Annotated in this window: 24 protein-coding genes and 1 tRNA gene; 6 read left to right on the top strand and 19 right to left on the bottom strand. The window is 49.7% G+C overall.

Features of this window, described 5'->3' with window-relative positions; genetic code table 11:
• Nucleotides 1-39: 39 nt before the first annotated feature.
• A complete protein-coding gene (gene ppdK / locus PV02_RS03560; protein ID WP_256621984.1) occupies nucleotides 40-2,718 on the top strand; it encodes a pyruvate, phosphate dikinase in 2,679 nt (892 codons plus the stop codon).
• A 198-nt stretch (nucleotides 2,719-2,916) separates the two neighbouring features.
• On the opposite strand, the gene PV02_RS03565 is transcribed toward ppdK, so the two are convergent.
• The 16 genes from PV02_RS03565 to serA all read right to left on the bottom strand — a co-directional run bounded on the left by PV02_RS03565 (nucleotide 2,917) and on the right by serA (nucleotide 14,336).
• Complete coding sequence (locus tag PV02_RS03565) at nucleotides 2,917-3,882, bottom strand: polyprenyl synthetase family protein (protein ID WP_256621985.1); 966 nt, start codon at nucleotides 3,880-3,882, stop codon at nucleotides 2,917-2,919.
• Nucleotides 3,883-3,915: 33 nt separating this feature from the next.
• Entirely contained in the window at nucleotides 3,916-5,262 is a 1,347-nt protein-coding gene (locus PV02_RS03570) for an RNase J family beta-CASP ribonuclease (RefSeq protein WP_256621986.1), read from the bottom strand.
• A gap of 77 nt (nucleotides 5,263-5,339) precedes the next feature.
• Nucleotides 5,340-6,443: a type 2 isopentenyl-diphosphate Delta-isomerase gene (fni, locus tag PV02_RS03575; protein ID WP_256621987.1), complete on the bottom strand. Its 1,104-nt coding sequence runs from the start codon at nucleotides 6,441-6,443 to the stop codon at nucleotides 5,340-5,342.
• 5 nt (nucleotides 6,444-6,448) lie between these two features.
• On the bottom strand, nucleotides 6,449-7,231 hold the full coding sequence (locus tag PV02_RS03580; RefSeq protein WP_256621988.1) for an isopentenyl phosphate kinase: 783 nt from the start codon (nucleotides 7,229-7,231) through the stop codon (nucleotides 6,449-6,451).
• Between the two features lies 1 nt (nucleotide 7,232).
• On the bottom strand, nucleotides 7,233-8,141 hold the full coding sequence (locus PV02_RS03585; RefSeq protein ID WP_256621989.1) for a mevalonate kinase: 909 nt from the start codon (nucleotides 8,139-8,141) through the stop codon (nucleotides 7,233-7,235).
• Nucleotides 8,142-8,178: 37 nt separating this feature from the next.
• Complete coding sequence (locus PV02_RS03590) at nucleotides 8,179-8,976, bottom strand: MEMO1 family protein (protein WP_256621990.1); 798 nt, start codon at nucleotides 8,974-8,976, stop codon at nucleotides 8,179-8,181.
• A gap of 69 nt (nucleotides 8,977-9,045) precedes the next feature.
• The gene (gene rpsB, locus PV02_RS03595; RefSeq protein ID WP_256621991.1) at nucleotides 9,046-9,699 is read right to left on the bottom strand and encodes a 30S ribosomal protein S2; all 654 of its coding nucleotides are present in this window, start codon (nucleotides 9,697-9,699) and stop codon (nucleotides 9,046-9,048) included.
• A 24-nt stretch (nucleotides 9,700-9,723) separates the two neighbouring features.
• The gene (locus PV02_RS03600) at nucleotides 9,724-9,900 is read right to left on the bottom strand and encodes a DNA-directed RNA polymerase subunit K (protein WP_256621992.1); all 177 of its coding nucleotides are present in this window, start codon (nucleotides 9,898-9,900) and stop codon (nucleotides 9,724-9,726) included.
• Between the two features lie 211 nt (nucleotides 9,901-10,111).
• Nucleotides 10,112-10,208 (bottom strand) — tRNA-Pro (locus PV02_RS03605).
• A 1-nt stretch (nucleotide 10,209) separates the two neighbouring features.
• A complete protein-coding gene (locus PV02_RS03610) occupies nucleotides 10,210-10,398 on the bottom strand; it encodes a DNA-directed RNA polymerase subunit N (RefSeq protein ID WP_256621993.1) in 189 nt (62 codons plus the stop codon).
• A 5-nt stretch (nucleotides 10,399-10,403) separates the two neighbouring features.
• On the bottom strand, nucleotides 10,404-10,814 hold the full coding sequence (locus PV02_RS03615) for a 30S ribosomal protein S9 (protein WP_256621994.1): 411 nt from the start codon (nucleotides 10,812-10,814) through the stop codon (nucleotides 10,404-10,406).
• Nucleotides 10,815-10,824: 10 nt separating this feature from the next.
• Nucleotides 10,825-11,244, bottom strand: a complete 420-nt coding sequence (locus PV02_RS03620; RefSeq protein WP_256621995.1) for a 50S ribosomal protein L13 — start codon at nucleotides 11,242-11,244, stop codon at nucleotides 10,825-10,827.
• A gap of 9 nt (nucleotides 11,245-11,253) precedes the next feature.
• Nucleotides 11,254-11,634 carry a 50S ribosomal protein L18e gene (locus tag PV02_RS03625; RefSeq protein ID WP_256621996.1) on the bottom strand — a complete coding sequence of 127 codons (381 nt, stop codon included), beginning with the start codon at nucleotides 11,632-11,634 and terminating at the stop codon, nucleotides 11,254-11,256.
• 137 nt (nucleotides 11,635-11,771) lie between these two features.
• Nucleotides 11,772-12,245, bottom strand: coding sequence for a DUF2240 family protein (locus PV02_RS03630; protein WP_256621997.1), 474 nt, complete (start codon nucleotides 12,243-12,245; stop codon nucleotides 11,772-11,774).
• Nucleotides 12,246-12,728, bottom strand: coding sequence for a hypothetical protein (locus PV02_RS03635; RefSeq protein ID WP_256621998.1), 483 nt, complete (start codon nucleotides 12,726-12,728; stop codon nucleotides 12,246-12,248).
• Nucleotides 12,729-12,764: 36 nt separating this feature from the next.
• Nucleotides 12,765-14,336: a phosphoglycerate dehydrogenase gene (serA, locus tag PV02_RS03640; protein ID WP_256621999.1), complete on the bottom strand. Its 1,572-nt coding sequence runs from the start codon at nucleotides 14,334-14,336 to the stop codon at nucleotides 12,765-12,767.
• 393 nt (nucleotides 14,337-14,729) lie between these two features.
• Between serA and PV02_RS03645 the strand changes: the two genes are divergently transcribed.
• Entirely contained in the window at nucleotides 14,730-16,208 is a 1,479-nt protein-coding gene (locus PV02_RS03645) for a sensor histidine kinase (RefSeq protein WP_256622000.1), read from the top strand.
• Between the two features lie 48 nt (nucleotides 16,209-16,256).
• Here the strand turns inward: PV02_RS03645 and PV02_RS03650 are convergent, their stop codons facing one another.
• Both PV02_RS03650 and PV02_RS03655 read right to left on the bottom strand, forming a co-directional pair.
• Nucleotides 16,257-16,562, bottom strand: a complete 306-nt coding sequence (locus PV02_RS03650; protein WP_256622001.1) for a YgaP family membrane protein — start codon at nucleotides 16,560-16,562, stop codon at nucleotides 16,257-16,259.
• A gap of 139 nt (nucleotides 16,563-16,701) precedes the next feature.
• On the bottom strand, nucleotides 16,702-18,024 hold the full coding sequence (locus PV02_RS03655; RefSeq protein ID WP_256622002.1) for an MFS transporter: 1,323 nt from the start codon (nucleotides 18,022-18,024) through the stop codon (nucleotides 16,702-16,704).
• A gap of 163 nt (nucleotides 18,025-18,187) precedes the next feature.
• Between PV02_RS03655 and hsp20 the strand changes: the two genes are divergently transcribed.
• The 4 genes from hsp20 to PV02_RS03675 all read left to right on the top strand — a co-directional run bounded on the left by hsp20 (nucleotide 18,188) and on the right by PV02_RS03675 (nucleotide 21,582).
• The gene (gene hsp20, locus PV02_RS03660; RefSeq protein ID WP_256622003.1) at nucleotides 18,188-18,715 is read left to right on the top strand and encodes an archaeal heat shock protein Hsp20; all 528 of its coding nucleotides are present in this window, start codon (nucleotides 18,188-18,190) and stop codon (nucleotides 18,713-18,715) included.
• A 217-nt stretch (nucleotides 18,716-18,932) separates the two neighbouring features.
• Entirely contained in the window at nucleotides 18,933-20,435 is a 1,503-nt protein-coding gene (locus tag PV02_RS03665) for a homocysteine biosynthesis protein (RefSeq protein ID WP_256622004.1), read from the top strand.
• A 1-nt stretch (nucleotide 20,436) separates the two neighbouring features.
• Nucleotides 20,437-20,829 carry a 4Fe-4S binding protein gene (locus PV02_RS03670; protein WP_256622005.1) on the top strand — a complete coding sequence of 131 codons (393 nt, stop codon included), beginning with the start codon at nucleotides 20,437-20,439 and terminating at the stop codon, nucleotides 20,827-20,829.
• Between the two features lie 39 nt (nucleotides 20,830-20,868).
• Nucleotides 20,869-21,582: a UPF0280 family protein gene (locus PV02_RS03675; RefSeq protein WP_256622006.1), complete on the top strand. Its 714-nt coding sequence runs from the start codon at nucleotides 20,869-20,871 to the stop codon at nucleotides 21,580-21,582.
• 59 nt (nucleotides 21,583-21,641) lie between these two features.
• On the opposite strand, the gene PV02_RS03680 is transcribed toward PV02_RS03675, so the two are convergent.
• Complete coding sequence (locus PV02_RS03680) at nucleotides 21,642-22,337, bottom strand: AIM24 family protein (RefSeq protein WP_256622007.1); 696 nt, start codon at nucleotides 22,335-22,337, stop codon at nucleotides 21,642-21,644.
• Between the last annotated feature and the right edge of the window lie 171 nt (nucleotides 22,338-22,508).

Here is a 22,508-nt window from a genome sequence, read left to right on the forward strand (position 1 = left end):
AAACTATCCATCATATATTTTATGCGTGGAGGAAATCTGGTGGCAGATAGAAAATTCGTATACTTTTTCGGGAAAGAAGAAACTGAAGGTAAAAATAGCATGAAAGACCTGCTTGGTGGAAAAGGCGCCAACCTTGCGGAAATGTCCAATCTTGGAATACCGGTTCCGCCCGGATTCACCATCACAACTGAAGTATGTGTCCTCTACCTTGAAAAGGGGTCATACCCCGATGGTATTCTTGATCAGATAGATGCTGCTATCGAGAAGCTTGAGAAGGTGAATGGCAAGAAGTTCGGCGACATAAATGACCCGCTTCTGCTCTCAGTCAGGTCGGGTGCGCGCGTTTCCATGCCCGGTATGATGGATACTGTTCTCAATCTCGGTCTTAATGATCAGTCTGTAGTGGGGCTTGCAAAGAAGACCGGTAATGAGAGATTCGCCTATGACAGTTACCGCCGCTTCCTGATGATGTTCGGGGACGTTGTGCTGGACATCAAGCATGAGTACTTCGAATCGGCTATAGATGCCAAGAAGAACGAGCTTGGAGTAAAGCAGGACACGCAGCTTACCGCCAGCGCCCTCAAGCAGCTGGCTGATAAATTCAAGGATATCATAAAGAAGAAGACCGGCTCTGAATTCCCCCAGGACCCACGCAGGCAGCTCCAGATGGCTATCGAGGCAGTCTTCAACTCATGGAACAACCAGCGTGCCATCAGATACAGAAAGCTCAATAATATTCCGATGGACTGGGGTACTGCCGTCAATGTGCAGACAATGGTCTACGGTAACATGGGCGAGACCTCAGGTACAGGTGTTGCTTTCACAAGGGATCCTGCAACAGGAAAGAAAGAGTTCTTTGGTGAGTACCTTATGAATGCCCAGGGCGAGGATGTCGTGGCAGGTATCAGGACCCCGCTTACAATCGCAACTCTTGCGCAGAAGATGCCGGGAGCTTACACACAGCTTGTGGACATCTGCCAGAAGCTTGAAAAACACTTCAAGGACATGCAGGATATCGAGTTCACCATTCAGGAAGGCAAGCTCTACATGCTCCAGACCAGGAATGGTAAACGTACTGCTGCTGCAGCCCTTAATATTGCAGTTGATATGGTCAACGAGGGCCTGATAGACAAGAAGACCGCCCTTATGAGGGTCAGGCCTGAGCAGATAGACCAGTTACTGCACCCCATGATAGATCCGAGTGCAAAGTATGAGGTCATTGCAACAGGTCTGCCTGCGTCACCGGGTGCAGCAGTTGGTAAGGTTGTCTTCACGGCAGAACACGCTGAGGAGATGGCAGCGCTTAACAAGAAGGTGATCCTTGTCAGGGCAGAAACCTCTCCTGAGGACATAGGCGGTATGGACGCGGCCCAGGGCATATTGACAGTCCGCGGAGGAATGACTTCCCATGCTGCTGTGGTTGCCAGGGGAATGGGCAAGCCCTGTGTTGCAGGCTGCGGTGCTCTGAGCATTGATATTCACGAGAAGGTCTTTACTGTGAACGACCTCCGTATAAAGGAGGGCGACTATATTTCCATTGACGGTGCCACAGGGAGCGTTATCCTTGGGAAGGTCGCTCTTGTTACGCCAGGTGTGAGCGAGGAGCTTAAGACCCTGCTCTCATGGGCCGATGAGATACGGAAAATGGGTGTAAGGACCAACGCCGATACCCCTCATGACGCAGCCGTGGCAAGGGATTTCGGTGCAGAGGGTATCGGCCTGTGCAGGACTGAACACATGTTCTTTGGTGACGACCGGATACCTGTTGTAAGGGAGATGATCCTGGCAGAGGATGAGTATGCAAGAAAGGAAGCCCTCAGTAAGCTTTTACCCATGCAGAGGGAGGACTTTATCGGCATATTCCGTGCCATGCAGGGTTATCCTGTAACCATACGCCTGCTTGACCCTCCTCTACACGAGTTCCTTCCAAAGCACGATGAACTGGCAGAGAAGTTCCGTCTGCTCGAGGCAGGCGGCACAGCAAGCCAGGCAGCTGCAGCTGAACTCCTGAGCCTTAAGGAACTGATGGAGCGCGTTGAGTCGCTCACAGAAATCAACCCCATGCTGGGACACAGGGGATGCCGCCTTGGCATAACCTATCCTGAGATATACGATATGCAGGTGCAGGCAATTGTCGAGGCTGCATGCGAGCTCAAGGCCGAGGGCATGGACATCGTACCTGAGATCATGATTCCTCTCATATGCCATGTGAACGAGCTCAGGACAGTGAAGAAACATGTTGTCAATGTAATCGAATCCGTGCTGGCCGAGAAGAATGTGAAAATGGACTACATGGTGGGCACGATGATAGAGCTCCCCAGGGCTGCCCTCACAGCAGACCAGATCGCGCAGGAAGCTGAGTTCTTCTCATTCGGAACGAACGACCTGACCCAGACAACCTTCGGTTTCAGCAGGGATGACGCAGGCAAGTTCCTCCCGTGTTATCTTGAGGATAGCATTCTGGGGAATGATCCTTTTGCAGTCCTTGACCAGGAAGGCGTGGGTCAGCTTGTGAAGATCGGTATTGAAAAAGGCCGCTCAACAAGGCCGGACCTGAAGATCGGAATATGCGGCGAACATGGCGGAGAGCCCAGTTCCGTAAAGTTCGGCTACAGGATAGGGCTTAATTATGTGAGCTGCTCGCCATTCCGTGTACCAATTGCCAGACTTGCTGCAGCACAGGCAGTCCTTGAAGACGAAGGCAGGACCCTGCAATAACATACGGGCATCTGTCCCGTATCACTTCTTTTTTGATTTCTTTTTTTTATATGTGCTTATACTGAGCTTTGCAGTTATCTCTTGTCACTAGCAGCGCTGATCGAAAATGGCTGTTAATGAGCGGAACCGGGAAGATCAATGAATGTAAAATCCGCTAATATAAATGAAGAAGAGCACTCTGCTCTTCTGAAAAAAGGTTCAGTGGGATCTCTGGATCATGTAGTCTGCGATTGCGAGAAGTATGTCCTTTGACCCGCTATCCTCAAGTACATCAAGGAGACTCTTGCCTTTTGTTACATATGATATCGCAAGGTCCCTGGCGTAATTGATGGAGCCGGACTCTTCCAGCAGACGGACCGCCTCGTTGATCTCTTCGGTGCTGGCTTCTCCCCTGCCGAATATATCCAGTTTCAAACCATTACTCAGCGCATGGATGGCGATAAGGGTTTTCTTACCTTCCATAAGGTCGCTTCCCCTTACCTTGCCGAGTATCTCTTCAGGGGTTATCATGTCTATGACGTCATCATAGATCTGGAAGGCAATACCTATGAGCCTGCCGAACTCATACAGGGTCTCTGCTGTTTCGTCGGATGCGCCTCCCAGGATGGCGCCGATCTTGCATGCCGCAGCATAGAGGACACCGGTCTTCTTCTCGATCATATCGAGATACTCTTCCTCGGTCACATCCGCGCGGTCCTCGAACTCCACATCCATCCACTGGCCTTCACAGATGTCCCTGCAGGTCTTGGACAGTATATCCACACACTTAAGCAGATTCGCAGGATCGCTCTCTGCACGTGTCATTATCTCAAAGGCTTTTGCGTATAAGGTATCTCCGGCAAGGATGGCGCCGGCCTCTCCCCATTTTACATGGACTGCAGGCATTCCCCTGCGTATATCGTCCCTGTCCATGATGTCGTCATGCACGAGTGTGAAGTTATGGACCAGCTCCACTGCAACAGCGGCCGGAAGGACCTTTTCAGGTTCCGAACCTACTGCTTCGGCTGTCAGTATCACGATCGCAGGGCGTAGCCTTTTCCCGCCGGCATCCGGCAGGTAGCGGGCTGCCTTATACAATTCCACCGGTCTGGACACCGGGAGGTAATCCTCAATGCCCTTATCGACACGAACCGACCTTTTCTTGATCTCTCCTATCAAATCCATAGTTGATCCCACTGTTTTTCCTTATAGTTAGCTCTACTCTTCTTCGATATAGAGTTCCTCGCCGTTCCTCAGCAGGTGCAGCGTGTCTCCAAGCGAATAGCCTGCATCCTCAGCCATCTGGATATACTCGCTGTGCATTTGTATGGTGCCGTGAGCGGGAATGACATGTTCCGGCTTGAGCATCCTGAGCAGCTCCCAGTGGTCTTCCCTGTATGCGTGTCCGGAAACGTGCACGTTATCATATATCCTTGCACCCTTCATCTTGAGCTTTGTCTCAAGGGAATAACGGTTTGCCTGTGTCATAGGGTTCGGTATCACATTTGCCGAGAATATGACCCTGTCCCCGGTCTCTATCTTAAAGGGAGTCTCTCCGTTCGCTATCCGGCCAAGGACAGCTCCGGGCTCGCCCTGGTGTCCGGTCATGACAGGCAGGTACTTGTCCTTACCCTCTTCCATTATCTTCTTCAGTGCGTTGTCGATGTCGCGGCGTGAGCCATATATCTCCACGCTTTCCGGGAGGTCTATATATCCCAGCTGGTAGGCGGTGCCTACGTACCTCTCCATGGACCTTCCCAGCAGCACCGGTATCCTTCCCATCTCTTCCGCGAACTGGACAATGGAGTTCATGCGTGCGATGTGGGACGCAAACGTCGTGACGATCATGCCTACATCTGCCTCCTCGGTGCCCAGCAGGACGTCCTTGAGCATCATATGTGCTATTAGCTCAGAAGGAGTCTTCCCGTTCCTGCCTGCATTGGTACTCTCGGTAATGAGTGCAATAACACCTTCCCTTCCAAGCTCTTTAAGCCTTTCGAAGTCAGGTGCCTCTCCAACTGTTGGCGTCCTGTCCAGCTTGAAGTCACATGCGTATACAACGGCGCCGCTGGGTGTGTGGATGGCCGCGAACACAGTATCTATTATGCTGTGCTGGGTATTGATGAACTCGAGAGTGATATCCTTTGTAATTTCCAGGGTTTCGCCTGCCTTCAGGGCAACAATGTTGTTCTTGACCCCGAATTTCCTCTCGGACTCGATCTGGTGCTTTATCAGGGCGGTAGTGTACGGGGTAGCTATTATCGGTGCTGTGTAGCGATGTGCGAGTTTGGATATTGCGCCGATATGGTCCAGGTGGCCGTGTGTACATACAATTGCACGCACGTTCCCGTTAACCTCATTCATTATCGTGTCATCAGGAATTGCTCCCATCTGTATCAGTTCCAGGGAGTGCATCCTGTCGATGTCCACATCCTCGTGGATCTGGACCCTGTCCAGGCGAATGCCCATATCGATGATTATTATATCTTCGTTCACTCTGATCGCAGTCATATTGCGGCCCATTTCGTTATATCCGCCAACTGCTATTATACCTATTTCAGTCATGTATTATCCTCTGTTGATCTATAAATCCGATTATGTATCGACTATACTAAAGCTATACCAGCTATACTGAATGACAGTTAAACGACCTGAAAATCACTGCTTTCAGATCTCATTGCAAATTCTTTTACCTTAAAGCCCCGTAGCTCCATGTACTCTCTGGTCCAGCCGGTTACTATTGCCGGGGCAGAATGCATCTTTTTGATATTCCTGCATCCGCACAGGAACATCGCCACTTTGAGTTCATCAAGCATAAGCGAAATACTCTCTGCGACCTCTTCTTTCCCTTTCATCGCAGGTGCCACGAAAGGCAACGCTGCGCTGGCAAGTGACGCCCCCATGGCAATGGATTTGGCTATATCGAGCCCTGTCCTCACACCGCCGGTGGCAATGACCGGCAGGGAATCGCTGCATTCGACTATGCTTGGTACGGTGGGTATCCCGAAATCCCAGAACAGCTCGCCGAGCATTTCGGACCGGGTGTCTTCCCTTGCTCTGGCACGGTACACTTCCACGCCTGACCAGGTGGTACCGCCGACACCTCCCACATCTATGGCCGAGACCCCTGCCTTCTTAAGGAGCAGCGCATCCTCGTGCGATATGCCGGCGCCGGTCTCTTTGACTATAATGGGTGTGCTGAGGGAGCATATCTCCCGGATACTTTCAAGTGCATCGGATGCGTTCTTGTCACCTTCAGGCTGTATGGCCTCCTGCAGGAAATTCAGGTGTATTGCCATCGCATCGGCATCTATCATATCTATAAGTTTCTCCACACCTTCCACACCATACTGCCTGATCTGGGCAGCACCTACGTTCCCATATACAAATGCATCCGGTGCTTCGTCCCTGACAACCCTGAAGGAATCTTCCAGGGCAGGGTCTTCAATGGCAGCTCTCTGGCTGCCTACTCCTATGCCGATGCCCAGTTCCCCGGCAGCCCCTGCCAGTGCGGCATTGATCGGCGTGGTATCAGGGTGGCCTCCTGTAATTGAAGCTATCATGAAAGGTGCAACCATCTTCCTTCCAAGGAACTCTGCAGAAATGTCAATATCATCCATGCCCATTTCAGGAAGTGCTCTGTGCACAAGCATGATGTCTTCAAATCCGGCCCTCGCCTTCCTTGATTCAACAGGGCTTGTGGCACATAGCTGGAGATGTTCGATCTTTCTCTGGGAAGTGCTCATGGTCCTTAACCTTTATCCTCTGCTTTTGAGATAGCAGTGCCTATGTTCTTTCCTTTGAGGAAGCCGGCAATATTCCCTTCATTGCCTGCGTTGAATATATATGAAGTTATACCTGATGTTTCACTAAGTTCCAGCAGTTCAAGTACCTTTCCCAGCATCCCTCCGGTGACATCGGTTTTGGCGGAGCCGCCAATAAAATGCCGGACCTCCTTGAAATTGGATGGGTTGATACTCTTAATGGTGTTGCCGCTGTCATCAAGTACTCCATTCTCGGCGCTTCCTATCCCTATGCGTTCCGCACCCAGTGCCGCTGCGAGATATGGAACTATCCTGTCGCCTGAAAGCACGCATGTGCCAAGTGATGCATCCATTACCACATCCCCATGCAGCACCGGTACAAAACCATTGTCCAGCATAATACGAATATGGTCCAGGAACATTTCCTTTATCCTGCCGTTATCACAGACGATGCAGTTCATGGGATGGACTCCCACTGCTTTGACACCTGCACTGTTGAGAGCATCCGTAACCATCCTGTTAAGCTCTTTGACCGACACGTGGGTTACAATAGAGCCAAGCGGATCGAACTTAGCTGTCAGGCCATAGCGCTTTGCCTGAGGGTGTCCGAAAGAGCCGGCACCATGCACTATCACAAGCCTGGAGTCTGCTCCTGCGATCTCTCCTGAGATACGCATGATATCCTCCATTCTGGCGCTACCTTCATCTGTGCTCTTGTCAGTAATCACACTTCCGCCTATTTTCAGTATCGTAATGCTCTTGTTATTCATGCTATGACTCCAGCCGGACCCCTTCACCTGTATTCCTTGTAATAAGCGCTTCAGCTCCCGTATCCCTGATGGCCTTTGCAATCCTCTGTGCACTGTTCTCATCAGCAAGTGCGACCATGCATCCTCCGCCACCGGCGCCTGTGATCTTGGCTGCGGTGGCTCCGGAATTGCGTGCTGCATATACCAGCGCCGAGAGTTCAGGCCCTCCGACCCCGATGGCATCCAGGAGCCCGTGGTTTACGTTCATGAGTCTGCCGATGGTCAGGTAGTCCTTCCGGTTGACGTATTCTTCAGCAATAGCTGACATGGACCCGATATCCTCGAGTATCGGGTCGATGATCTCCGGGAACTCTCCTTTGAGCTTTGCGACATTGGCCACAAGTTCCCTGGTCGATGAGAACCTGCCGGTATTGCCGATCACAATAGGACAGTCCAGGGCCTGCAGTTTCCTGCGCTGCGGGATCATGACAACTCCTCCCATCGTACTGACATATGTATCAGTGGGACTGGCATTGCCCTGAACCTCTTTCTCTATACTGTGCCCTATGCGCGCTATATCCTCAAGCTGCAGGCCGCACCCGAACAGATGGTTCAGCGCCTGTATGCCTGCAACCGTAACGGCCGCAGATGACCCGAGACCGGAGCCTACAGGCAGTTTTGAGTCTACCCTGACCCTCAAGCCTTTGAACTCTGCATGTTCCTGCATCTTCTCTATAACCCTTGAGACATACGGGTGGATGTCATGGTCGATGCCGGTCCTGCCAAGCACCGACTCGATGACAATGGAGTCACATTTTTCAACCTGCACCCGTGTGCGGATATCTATCGCACAGCATATGGCGCTATGTCCATAAACAACCGCATGCTCCCCGAAAAGGTATATTTTCCCGGGTGCAGAACATGTTATCATCGTAACTCCTGTAATAACCGTTATTATTCCTTAGTGTTCATTCAAAGACTATCGCAGCGTATCCCACAACCTGTGACCTGTCACCGGTGACATCACCGCTGGTTGCATACCTCAGCAAGCTTGCCTTGACGGCTCCGGATTCCCGGGATGCTGCCATGGTGGCTGCTATCGGTCCAAAACCACAGGCAGTGATATTGCGCTCTTCTCTTCTCCTGTAGAACTCGGGGATGTCCATCCTAATGACCGGCTCAATGAGGTAGTGGTCGTTATCGGATGCCCTTTCTGCAGACTGGTAGTGCGTAAAATCGCTGGATGCTATGAAGACTACCCTCTTACCGGATTCTCTGGCTGCCCGCGCAACCTCCCTTCCTACCTCGATAGCAGTTTCCTCGTCCTGGAGTCCCATGCAGATAGGAAGTATCCTGAAGCCTTCCCCAAACCTGTACTGAAGAAAAGGTATCTGAACTTCAATAGAGTGTTCGAAGCGATGGGCTATTTCGTCATAGTCCACTATACTTCCCGCAAGGAGTTTTCCCAGCTCCCTGTCGGTCTCTACATTCCCAAGAGGTGTGGTCCACGTATCCTGTGAAAGGGCTACGGCAGACCCGTATCCTGTATGGTTCGGGCCAAAGAGCACATAGGTATCAGCTTCGGGAAGCAAGGCATAGGCATGCGCTGCAACCTCTCCCGAGTATATGTACCCTGCGTGAGGTGCAACTGCGCCTTTTATCTCCCTGGGCTGAACTTCTGTGTTCCTGAAGCATCTGCTAAGTTCTTTCTTAAGGTCCTTCTGGTTCTTCGGATAGAACTGACCCGCAACAGCTGTCTGTCTCATACTACTGATCACCCAATAATTAATACGGGTTTTGTTCTATTTGTAGTATGCACGTACAGGTGGGAATCCTCAGACGCCTGCCTCGAAGCTCTCAAGCTCGTAGTTAAAGACAGATCCGTTGGCTTTTGCGATTTCCCTTGCCAGCAGCCAGTAGACAAGTGAGAGTGCCTTTCTTCCCTTGTTGTTTGTCGGGATGACAAGATCGACATCTGATGTCATGTTGTTGGTGTCGCAAAGTGCAACTACCGGTATGCTGATGTCTACTGCTTCCTTGATGACCTGTGCATCTCCGGTGGGGTCTGTGACGATGATCACGTCAGGCTCGAAGAAGTGTTCCACAGTAGGGTTTGTAAGCGTTCCGGGAATGAACCTTCCGACCATTGATCTTGCGCCTATGGCCTTTGCGAACATCTTTGCAGGGAACTGGCCGTACTGCCTTGCAGACACTACGAGTATCCTTGAGGGGTCATACTTGGACAGGAAGTTTGCAGCCATCTTGATCCTTTCATCGGTTGCCTGGATATCCAGCACATACAGCCCGTCGGTCCTTACACGGTACACGAATTTCATCATGTTCTCGGTCTTCTGCTGGGTACCGATGTGTACTCCGGCTGCAAGGTACTCATCTATGGGGACTAATGATGTTGATTTCTGTTCTTCGCTTGCATCGGTCGTTTCTATATTTTTTGCTTCAGTGAACTTAATATCTTCAGTTGTATCCATTCAATCACCTTGATTATTGTAAATTCATATCTTTCGCTTTACAGTGATAGGAATAACATCCTGCTCGAATTCTACTTTGGCAAGATGTAATGAGTTTGTACTTGGGTCATCTATGAGCACTGGCGCTCCCATTGATATCTGCAGTGACCTTGCTCCAATGATCCTTGCTTTTTCATATCTAGTATAATGTTGTGTGTTCAATAGATCACCTAACGTAAAATTACCTAATATTGATGATAATGATAAAATAGTGTGGCCATAGTTACTTCTATCTGTATATGAGCAGCATTGGTTGGCTGATCGCCCGTACTATGGTTCCCTTATTACCTTGAATTAAGTTTATCCGGAATCCCTCCGAAAGTGGTCGTCTGCCTATGCCAGCATTCCTCCCAGCATTTTACCGGAAAGGGTATGGGACCGCTGAGATTTGAACTCAGGTTCCGGCGTAATTCGCATGGACTGGCCATGTCCCGAACGCCGAAGGATGGACCAGGCTACCCTACGGTCCCTTTACTGGTATGGAGCCAATACGTCTACAAGTTCCACGTGGGAAAGTATCATTCTGCGGCAGCAGTAACGTGAAATGCCAAGGTGGTCTAACACCTTGGCAGGCTCTTCGCCCTCGTTAACACGTCTCTTGAATTCTTCCCAGCTGCTTGAGATGACTTTTCCACAGGTGAAACACCTTACTGGAATCATTGCGCTTACCTGTATGATTTCTGATATCTGGAACGTGCACCAGGTCCGCCGAACTTCTTGGTCTCCTTCTGCCTTGAGTCGTTGACCAGGAGGTTGCGGTCGTATGCCATGTACATGTCACGGAGCTCGGTGTCGTTGGTCCAGTCCACGATGCCTCTTGCGATAGCTGTTCTGACAGCGCTTGCCTGGCCCATGATTCCGCCTCCACTGACAGTGATATCTATATCAATGCCGGATGCCGCCTCTCCTGCAAGAAGCACTGCCTCATCGATCTTCATCCTTATGAATGCAGGGTCATAGATCTCAAGTGGCTTCTTGTTGATGCGCACTCTTCCAGTTCCCTTCTTAACAGTCGCGCGGGCGATTGCTGTCTTCTTCTTACCTGATGAGGTTACAACTTTATTATTGGTAGTCATTTTGATCTCCTCAGAACTTTGAACCCAGTTTGGTGCTGACTTCTCCAAGGGTCAGGTATTTGTTAGAGCTCAGGCGGTTCATATCTGCCTCAGCAACCCTTACGATCTCTGCATTCCTGAACTCTACAGGAATGCCAACATACACCTTAAGGCGTCCCATTGCGTCCCTTCCTCTGACGCGCTTGTACGGGATCATTCCCCTGATGGTCCTCTTAAGTATCCTTTCAGGCCTCTTGGGGAAGTAAGGTCCGAACTCTCTTGTGCCCCTGGTGATCGTCTCCTTGTATTCCTGCAAGGTGCTTGCCCTGGAACCGGATATGATTGCCTTGTCAGCATTCACTATGTCGATCTTCTCGCCATCAAGCAGTTTCTTTGCAACAACGCTGGCAAGCCTTCCCATAATGAGACCTTCTGCATCTATAACTGTCATCCTGGTCACCTACTGTACGATCCTTACTCCGGAGCCCTTGGGGTTCTCTGCAAGGAGCTGTTCTATTGTCATGCACTTTCCACCAAGGCCGGTGATCTTGTCCTTTGCGGTGGTGCTGAAGCTTAATGCTGCCACGTTGACCGCTTTACCAATAAGGCCGGAGCCAAGTACCTTGCCTGGTATGAGGATAGTCTCATTTTCCTGTGCGTACCTGCTGATCTTACTGAGGTTGACCTCGGCGTAGTTCTGCCTGGGGGCTTCAAGCCTTTTGGCGATGTCTCTCCAGACCATGACCTCGTTATCACGGGAGCCCTGCTTCAGATCGGAGATCAGCTGCGGGATCCTTGGGTTTGTTTTTCTTGTGATCTTAGCTCGTGTACTCTTGCTCATAATGTTCCTCCGCAAGATTATGTCTCACTCACGCATGAAATGCGTTCGAACATCCGTAAGGTGCCAATAAAGTAAGAACATGGTGAATCTACATTACATAAATTCGTCCTTTCAATAACATTACTAGTACATAAATCTTATGTGCTCTGTGCATGGAAGAATTTCGCATGTATCTTCTCATAGACAGCTGCAGTGTCGCATCCTGCATCCTTTGCGGCGATGAGGCCCGCGATCTCTATATCGATAAGGTCGCCCAGTTGCTCCTGCCTGTTATTGATTATGGCTATTGCTTCCTTTTCATTTTTGCCGCTCATGATGCTGATCATTGATATGAGCTCTTCCAGGACTGTCCTTTCCGCAAGGAGCCCCGGTGAAGGTTTGAACCCGGTAGGTATCTCCACCTGTGCGGTCTCAAAAGAAGGTACCAGTTTGTTCCCTTCAAACCTTAGAAGGCCGGAAGCTATGGCCTTGTCCCTTACTTTAGAAGCAAGGGGCGGTGCCATCCATTTCAGGTCAAAGGAAAGTGTGAATTCGAAATCCTTTATGGAAAGGGATGTTGCTGCCTTTTTCTTAAAAGGGGTTGCAACAACCATTTTAAGTTCTTCATCCATTTATGACCCACGTCTCAGCTCGTCAATAATGGTGTCGGCAACCCTGCCACACTCAGTTCTCTTCTGGCCGTCTATATGGTGTATCTGGAGCACCAGCAGCTCATTCTCTAGGATGGCGCGCACGAGGTAAACGTCCCCCCTGAAAGCCACCCTGTTGTACTTGCCATCAAGGTAACTGTAGTGTAGCTGGACCCTGAAGTCAATGATCCCTTCTCTTTCGATGGTCTCAACTATCTCATCAACGTTCTCATAGTTAAGTGGCCCGAAATCGACGCCATTTGTGACAATGTCCACACGTATCTCTCGTTTGGCCTGTATCCTGTGCCCTCTCTGGGTCACAGATTCGGTCACGAACATACCGAACTTCCCGTCCATGTTCGCCATGACCCTCGTAAAAAAGGGCAGGTCGGAATGGTAACGGTACTTTTGTTCGAACTCCACTTCCCTGTGAGGGAACCGGTGATAGATTCGCTTTCTCATCATTGGCTGATCGTCTTCCGCCCACTTGTATTATGTAACTCAGAGCTTTATAAGCTTGGCATCAATGATACCTTCAACGGACTGCATTTCCTTAAGAATGGCATCCGAAACCTCGGAATCCACATTCAGGGCCATAATAGTGACCTGTCCGATGGGTACTCTTCCTACCTGCATTCCTGATATGTTGATATTGTTCTTTCCCAGAACTATGCAGCAGGGCCCTATCACATTGGGCTTGTTGACATGCTTGACAACTATGATGTAGCCGGATGGTGCCAGGTCGACGCGCTCCTCATTGATGCCGATTATCTTGGCAGCGTTTCCGACAACAGTACCGGTGATGGACTGGCTTTCACTGCCCTTTGTTATCCTGACCTTGATAGAAGAGGCAAACTCATCTGAAGTCTGTGACTTGCTCTCAATGACCTCCACTTTCCTGGACTTTGCGAGGCTGTTCGCGTTCACATAGTTTACCGCGGAGCCGAGCGCTACCTGAAGCATGCCCTTGACAGCTGCCACAGTAACCGGCCTCGTATCCTTGCCTGCGATCTCCCCCTGGTAGAAGATCTCTATCCTCTCATAGTTCTTCCCGAGCAGTTGTGCACAGGCCTTGCTCATGGTCTCAGCAAGCTGGATATAAGGTGCGAGCACTGCCATGACATCTGGTTTGACCGAGGGTATATTGATGGCATTCTTGGCGACGCCGCCATTAAGGACGGATACTATCTCCTCGGCAACAGATACTGCCACATTGATCTGAGCTTCCTCTGTGGATGCGCCGAGGTGGGGAGTAGCTATAAGGTTATCACATCCCAGCAGGGGGCTGTCAAAGGGCGGTTCGTTGACAAACACATCCACTGCAGCACCGGCTATCCTTCCGGACTGGAGTGCTTCAGCCAGAGCCTCCTCATTAATGATCCCACCGCGTGCACAGTTGATTATCCGTGCATTGCTCTTCATCATCCCGAACTCTCTTTTATCGATGATGTTCCTGGTCTCCTTTGTGAGTGGCGTGTGAACGGTAATGAAGTCAGCCGCCTTTACGATCTCATGGACTGTTGTAAGCTTTACCCCAAGCTCTTTTGCCTTCTCCTCCGAGATGAAGGGGTCATATGCAAGGATATTCATGTTTAGTCCCTGCGCCCTTTTTGCAACTTCAGCCCCGATGCGCCCCAGGCCGATGACACCTAGGATCTTGCCGTTGACCTCAACACCCATGAACTTGTTGCGCTCCCATTTTTTGGATTTCAGGGAAGCATTTGCCTGAGGTATGTTCCTTGCAAGCCCCATCATCATAGCAATGGTATGTTCTGCGGCTGAGAGCATGTTGCCCTCAGGTGCATTGGTAACAATGATGCCCTTCTCAGTTGCAGCCTCTACATCCACATTGTCAACGCCTACTCCTGCCCTGCCTATTATCTTCATTTTATTGGCAGCTTCTATGACCTTTCTTGTGACCTGTGTACCGCTGCGGATTACGAGAGCATCGTAATCAGCTATCTTTTTTATAAGCTCTTCTTCTGAGAGCTTGGTTAAAACATCTACTGTAAAATGCTCGCCAAGTATTGCTAATCCCTGTTCTGATAACGGATCGCTGACTAATATTCTCATTCTATTTACTCCATGGATGAATGTGGATTCTTACTTGATATGTATGTACAGTTTTAAGTATAGAATTGCAACCATACATTTTATAATTGTCTGCAAGATAAGTATAAACCTACGACATAAACTTACGGTTCATATAGTATGACCTTCCAGACGCGCAACCTTACATGTGTATAACTGCTTAAAAACTTAAGCATTAAGGGATGTTTCCCTTCTTTTTTCTCTTTGCTATTCATTTATTTATGCTGGCTTTTATTTGATGCATATAATATTTGTGTAATGGTATGCATTTATTTCCGGTCAGGCTCTTTGTATATGTGAAGTTTTATATATGTGTGCTTCCTGCCTATATACTATTGGCAGAAAGCCTGGTTGAAGGTATTTGATTGGTGGCCTATGAGAAATAATCTGTTCATTGCAAGTATTACAATGTGCATACTTCTGTTCATCTGTCTCTCATCCCTGCTGCAGGCTCCTTTCACAGAATTTTCCTTCTTGTCCGATAGTGCTCTCCCTCCCGCTCTGCTTGCATATTTTCCAGGAGGAAGACTGTACCTTCACTCTTTGATCCTCATCATATTCCTTTTATCGGGTGTCACTCTTTCCCAGCTCACGGTCCAGTACCAGAAAGCTGAAAAAAAAGTGAGCAAAAAAGACCGGGAACTATTGATACTTCACTCTGCATCCTCTATATCGGCCAGCTCCCATGATGTTGATGAATTTCTGGAGAATATCCTTGATGAGCTTTTCTTTTATCTTGATGCAAAGTACGGCTTTGTCCATCTCATAAGATCGGATGCCGATAAGGCTGTATTGTTCAAGGACCTTCAAATGCCTGTCCACCTTAAAAAGGGTCTTGCAAGTATCCCGCTTGATCATCCTTTCCTGATAAAGTTACTGGAAGTGAATAAACTTTCACGTACCCGGGAGACACCACACGTATTTACAGAGCTTCCTGAGCTTTTCCCTGAGCAGAATATGGATAACTTCATTGTGATCCCCATGATTGCAAGGAATGTGGTGACAGGCTTTTTCACATTCTCTCTGAAGCAGCGGCTAAAGCTCAGTGAGGATGACTCGTATGTGCTTGAGAGTCTTGGAAAGCTTGCCGGGATTACCGTAGAGAATATACAGCTTCTGGAGAAGACTACCAAGGCCTACGAAGAACTCAAATCACTTGAAAGAATGAAAGATGAGTTCATATCCAATGTTACTCATGAACTGAAGACTCCTCTTATCTCTATAAAGGGGTATAGTGAGATAATGTACGAAGGCATGCTGGGCGATCTGAACGAAAAGCAGAAACATGGCCTGAAGGTGATAGTCTCAAACTCCGAGCGCCTGAACCGGCTGATCGAATCGCTCCTTCACATGAATGCCTTCCAGTTCAAAAAGCAGCATGTGTTCGCTCCTCTCAGCCTGGCCGATGTATTGGATAATGCTCTGAAGAGCCTGTCCTCCAGGATCGAGGAAAAAGGGATGTTGCTCGGTACCGCCTACGAAAAGAGGATACACTTCGTCTACGGTAATGGCGAGCTGTTAAAACAGCTCTTCGTTTATCTTATAGACAACGCTGTAAAGTTCTCGCCGTATGGTGGCAGGATCAGTGTATCCGCCTGTGAGGAAAACGGAAACATGCATATAGAGGTATCGGATAACGGTATAGGGATACCTGAGAACCATCTTTCCAAAGTCTTTGAGAGATTCTATCAGGTGGATGGCTCGATGACCCGTAACTACGGAGGCAACGGCCTGGGTCTGTATCTTGCCAAGAACATAGTTGAGGTCCACAAGGGGAGTATCTGGATAGAGAGCACTGAAGGTGTCGGTACTAAGGTTCACGTGCTACTTCCACTGTACGATGAGAATGAATAGCTTAGAGCCGGGTGTCAGTAACGTGTTCATTCCCGGAAACGTAAGTTCTCAGAACATGGTCTCCTGGAACATCTCATCTTTCCGGGTGGTCTCATGCCCTTGAATATAATCCTTTCCTTTGCTCTCTTTTGGGGTCGCTGTGTTTATCCCAAGTAGTACGTAGGGCGTGCAGTGGCGCGTGATGGATGAGACAAGGCCGGTGAGGCCTATAAGTGCCAGCACCCATTTCCATTTGCTGTTCCTTGCAACTCCAAGTGCAAGCGCAGACAGCGCAAGTGACCCGAAGAATGCCCTCAGGACCAGGTCAAGTCCCCCAACGTTCTCTTTAAGCAGAATTTGCTTCAGGCTTACCATAAGACAACCTCCTTCAATTTCCCCAGGTTCTAAATGTTCTCTTTCTTTATAAAAAGCTCTGTCGGCCGAAATCATTGCTTTCAGACCTGCTTTCAGGACCGTGCTTCTCTTCTGTCCTCTGTTTACTTTCCTGACTCCGTTAATTTCCCCTTTCTATCCATCTGAGCCTGAAAGACAGGGCAACCACAAAAAAGATGATAAGCGCAGCTATAAGGAAAGCGGTGGTCCCCAGTTGCGTATATAGCAAGCCGCCTGCAAGAAGTCCCAGTATGCTCGCAAGGCTGCCTGCGCTCATGGCAAAGCCCTGTACGGATCCCTGGTAGATGCTGCCGGCGAATTTGGAGAGCACCGACAGGATGCATGGCCACATCACCCCGTTGCCAAATGCAAAGAAAACAGCCGCAAGATATAGCAGGTATGTGTCCCCTGGCATTATCAGGAGAAACTGCAATCCGAGGATGAACCCTCCCGCGATTATAAGCACTGATTCTGTGTATCTGGCAGAGAGCCTGGCAAGCACAGGTCCCTGGACAAAGGCCATCATGGCGCTGATGACAGAGAAGTATATTCCCAGCTCGGCAGGGCTCCATTCCAGATCCACGGCAGCGAAGATCGGAAATGCCGTATAGTATATATTGAACCCCAGGAATATCAAAAAGTACAGCACCAGCATGAAGGGTACGTTCTCGATCCTGAACACGTCCCGCAGGGCCAGCTTTTTTCCCTGTCGTGGTGCATTACACTCTTTGTGCTCCTGGCCAATTACTTTCGTGATATCTTTCCGGACAGGGTGATCTTGCAGCATGCAAGCTCCGGGTTCGGGGAGGAGGAATATTATGATCAGTACACCAAGGACTGAAATGAACAGGGCCGCTGAAACGGGCAGTACCTCTCCGTAAACGGTGGCACCCAGGGCGCCTGCAAGCGCGGGACCAAAGACATATCCAAGGTTCGAAGCCACGGACATTCTTCCGTAATTCTTATTTCTTTCTTCTTCGGATGTGACGTCTGCCAGGTATGCGTTGGCTACGGAAACATTCCCTCCTGTAAGGCCGTCAAGCGCCCTTGCAAAGAAGATGACTATCAAAGGAAGGGTTACCACAAATGATCCGAGCAGCCTGGACTCGACATCAAGTAAACTGGTGGCTGGGATGAACAACGCCGCAAGGAAGATGACCCATGCGGCAAGGGTTCCCAGCTGGCTGAGAAGCAGGATCTTCTTTCTTCCGTAGATATCCGACCAGCGTCCAAGCAGCGGAGCTCCCAGCAGCTGGAAGGCCGGATATGTGGAGGCAAGCAGGCCATACACAAGTGCGTTGCCTCCGTAGTCCGTGACGAGGAATACCAGAAAAGTTAGTATGATGCCAAATCCCAAGGTCCCGATGAACGTAATGGTGTACAGGGGGAAGAGTGCTTTTTGATCTGCGGGGCCTCTCGGATCGTTCCTGAGATCAGATGTCACTATAATATAGCACTGCCCTGTAAGGATATATAATTGGCTTTTGTTACCATGTGCTTCATTGATCTGATTTCTGCATGGAAAAGCAAAATAGTTAAGAATGCATACCTATTTAGGGTGCATAGTCCATTGTAGACCATTCCGTTTATCAAAGTGGTGTTCATCAATGTCAGATAAAAGAAGAAGGCGAAGTTTTTTTGAAGATGTCCTGGATGATGATGACTTCAGGGATATTGAAGATATCATCGAGCACATGATGGAAAGGTTCGGTGTTGACCTGGACGACCTTTCAAGACAGCCCTTTGTCTATGGTTTCTCCATATCGCAGCGCCCGGGTGAGGAACCGGAGATCAACGAGTTCGGCAGTATGCTCTCGCCAGATGAAGACCGTTTCACAAGACCGCAAATGCGTGTGGATGAAAGAAAGCCGTTCATAGACGTCTGCGAGATCGATGGCAGCGTCCATGTCACTGCAGAACTGCCCGGTATAGAGAAGGAGGAAATTGAGCTGCGCGCAACAGAGGATTCCCTGAACCTTGTGGCGGTCTGTGAGGAGCAGAAATATGATGAGAGCATCAAGCTTCCGGCCACTGTGGACCCGGACAGCGGAAAAGCCACTTACAGGAACGGCGTTCTTGAAGTGATCCTGGAGAAGAAAGATTTCGGCAGGCAAAGGCCGGTCCGCATAGACTGATGCAGCAGACACCTTTTATTTCTCTTTTATAAGGTGCCTCTTCTTTAAGCACATTCTGTTCATTTTTGTTGGAACCATGGGCATTGACGTGTTCTTTAGTGTTCTGTCACGGAGTGTAGTCGTGGAGTGTCAAGGAAAAAATCTCCAACAGGAATTACCACAAGTAATTTATACTAGGCTAAATTATTAATTTTTCATAATCCCGAGGGTATAACGCATGGTCAAAAAAACAATTCATGAAATCAACGCTAGGATCAGGGACGGAAGTGTGAACGTTGTCACTGCCGAGGAGATGGTGAACATTGTAGGTGAACTCGGCCCCGAAGGCGCTTCCCGGGAGGTCGATGTTGTCACTACAGGCACCTTCGGCGCAATGTGCTCCTCGGGTGTCTGGTTCAACTTCGGCCACTCTGAACCTCCTATCAAGATGCAGAAGGTCTGGATGAATGATGTTGAGGCATACACAGGTGTTGCAGCGGTGGACGCATACATGGGTGCCACCCAGCTCTCCGAATCACAGGGCATGGACTATGGCGGAGCGCATGTCATCGAGGATCTTTTGCGCGGCAAGTCCGTAGATGTGCATGCAATATCCCATGGGACCGACTGTTATCCCCGCAAAGTGCTTGATACTTCCCTTAGCCTGGATGACATGAATCAGGCAATTATGATCAATCCCCGCAACGCCTACCAGAAATATAATGCAGCAACCAATAGCTCCAAACAGACCATTCACACTTACATGGGCTCCCTGCTGCCAAGACTTGGCAATGTGACATATTCGGGTGCAGGTGTCCTGTCCCCACTTTCCAATGATCCGGAATACCTGACCATCGGTACGGGGACACGCATCTTCCTCGGAGGCGCTCAGGGCTATATCGTGGGACAGGGGACCCAGCATGCTTCAGCGGGCATGTTCGGCACTCTCATGGTGCAGGGCGACCTCAAGAAGATGAGCCCCGACTACATAAGAGCCGCCAATTTCACAGGCTATGGCACATCCCTGTATGTAGGAATGGGCATTCCAATCCCGGTGCTTGATGAAAGGATAGCACAGGCTACCGCGGTAAGGGATGCCGATATTACAACCAGCATCCTTGATTATTCCGTACCCAGCCGTGACCGTCCGGTCCTGCGTAAGGTGACATACGAGGAACTGCGTTCAGGCCATGTTGAGCTTGAGGGCAGGGAAGTCGCAACGTCCTCACTCTCAAGTTTCAAGAGGGCACGGGCGATAGCCTCCGAGCTCAGGGACTGGATATCCAGGGGTGATTTCTTCGTGAGCATGCCTGTGGAACGATTGCCCGGAAACACATCATCTCATGCCATGAAAGAGACCGAAGGTGTTTCTTTTGTTTCCGACATCATGTCCGTCAGCGTGGTGACAATAGAAAAGGATGCAAGTGTCTACAAAGCAGCAAAGATCATCATGGAGACAGCTTTCAATCACCTGCCGGTGGTCAGCAAGGACAATGTCCTGGTGGGTATAGTGACGGCCTGGGATATCTCAAAGGCAGTGTCCCAGAACAAGTTCGACCTTGTGGAGGACATCATGACGCGCAAGGTCATCACTGCCAGGGGGGATGAACAGGTTGCAGTTGTCGCCAGGCGTCTTGACCAGCACGGTGTCTCGGCACTCCCGGTCGTTAACGGCGGGAACCACGTGGTAGGCATTATCACAAGCGATGACATAAGCAAACTGTTTGCCAGGAGGCACTGATATGAAGATAAAAATCAACATCTCCAGCGAAACCGTAGTAAAGCCCATAATAGCCGAATCGATCCTTGAGACCGGCGTCCTCCTGAATGTTTCCCAGGCCCACTTTGACCGCTCCCATGGGGAGATCGTGGCTGATGTGATGGAAGAGCATTACGAGAAGATGTACAAGGCTTTGTCATCAAGAGGTGCACGTGTCACAAGGCTTGATTCTCCCATCGAATGGAACGAGGAGGAATGTGTTGAATGCAGCGCATGCATATCCGTCTGCCCCACCAGGGTGTTTTCCCTGGAAGAGGACTACAGCCTTAAGGTAGACAAGGCAAAATGTATCCAGTGCGGAACCTGTGTCGAGATGTGTCCCCAGCGGGCGCTTACCCTGATAAACAACAAATGAGGTAGTTCAGGGTACTACTTCCCGTGTTATACTTCCCTTATGAAAGAACACTACAGGCTGAAAGAGACCATAGTCAGCATCCAGGCGGATGAACGCTCCCATATAGAAGTGGCCAAAGAGGAGATAATCCGCCAGAGGCTGGAGCTTGAAAGGTATATCTCCTTCGATCCTTTTTTCAGGACAAGCCTTGAGCCATATTCCATAAAAGGCAGGGCTCCTGATATCGTAAGGCGGATGACCGAGGCAGCCACAACCATGGGCATCGGCCCCATGAGCGCTGTGGCAGGCACCATCTCTGCCTTTGCCGTTGAAGCAATGGTTGAGGCAGGGGCCAGTTTTGCCATTGTTGATAACGGGGGTGACATTGCCATTATCAATGACCGTCCGGTTATGGTAGGTATCTATGCAGGCAACTCGCCGTTGAAAGATCTTGGCTTCACAATGGAGGAAAGGGATACTATCACCGGCATCTGTACATCCTCGGGTACAGTCGGCCCATCCATAAGTTTCGGGATGGCTGATGCGGCAGTGATTCTCTCGGACAATGTGTCCCTTGCAGATGCTGCGGCCACTGCCCTGGGGAATGCCACCGGCATCGGAAAGGATGCAGTGGAAGCTTCCTTTGAAGCTGTACGGCATGTTCCCGGGATCAAAGGTGCCATCGTGATACAGGGGGAGTATATCGGTCTCTGGGGCGATGTCCCTCCAATGACAAGGGTCAATGTGGATTACGACTGCATCACAAAAGCCTGAATGCAGGTGTGAGTTCCCTGCAAGGGTCTGTCATTGTCCGCTGCTTAAATGTTCATGTATCAGGCTGCTGTGGTAATGTAGGTGACCTCTTCAAAGGGCTGCACGACAACGAATCCCTCTCCCCTGAAGGCCATCTGCACGCTCTCGCCGCTGGACCTTCCCACAAAGGTCTTTAACGAGATATCTGTCTTGAGTTCGGGAACAAGGTTTCCTGACCATGCCACCGTTGCGTTGGGGTCGGTATAGACGGGCTGGTCATTTGTCACTCTCAGTGTCAGAGGGTCGTAATGGGTCGTGATGGCAATCATGCCTGTTCCTTCCATCTTTACATTGAAGAGTCCCCCGGACATCATGCTTGCAACTCTTTTCATGAGCTTGATATCCCAGCTGACGCTGTCCTCAAAGGCAAGCAGGTCGTTCCCGTTGACAAAAATAGACTGGTTCTCCAGGTTGATGATGGATATCTTCTTGCCGGTATCGGCCAGGTATACTTTGCCCGTTCCTTCGGCCTTTGTGAGAGATACTCCTTCCCCAGTAAATGCCTTTTTTACAAATTTCCCAAGGCCGTGCTCCAGTACTCCTTCACGGATGAACTTCACATTCCCAAGGTATGCTACCATTGCGCCTCTTTTTATCCATACCTTTCCGTTAAGGTTGATTTCAAGCAGCCTGTCTCTTTCCAGTTCGAACTTACCCTCACCGAGGTCTTTCTGCCTGGTGGTCCTTATGAACTCTTCCATTGTATAGCGTGGCATTCAATATCTCCTGTATTTTAAAAATAATTTTCACTGCATATAAGATATTATCATTATAACATATCTCATTATATTTATTCCTGTTTTTGCCCTCAGCCTTCCGGAGCCAGCATCAGCAGTCATTCTATGAGTAGCGGTACTTAAACCGGAGTCAATAATTAGATATACTTT

Source organism: Methanolobus chelungpuianus, assembly GCF_024500045.1.
GTDB classification, from domain to species: Archaea; Halobacteriota; Methanosarcinia; order Methanosarcinales; family Methanosarcinaceae; genus Methanolobus; species Methanolobus chelungpuianus.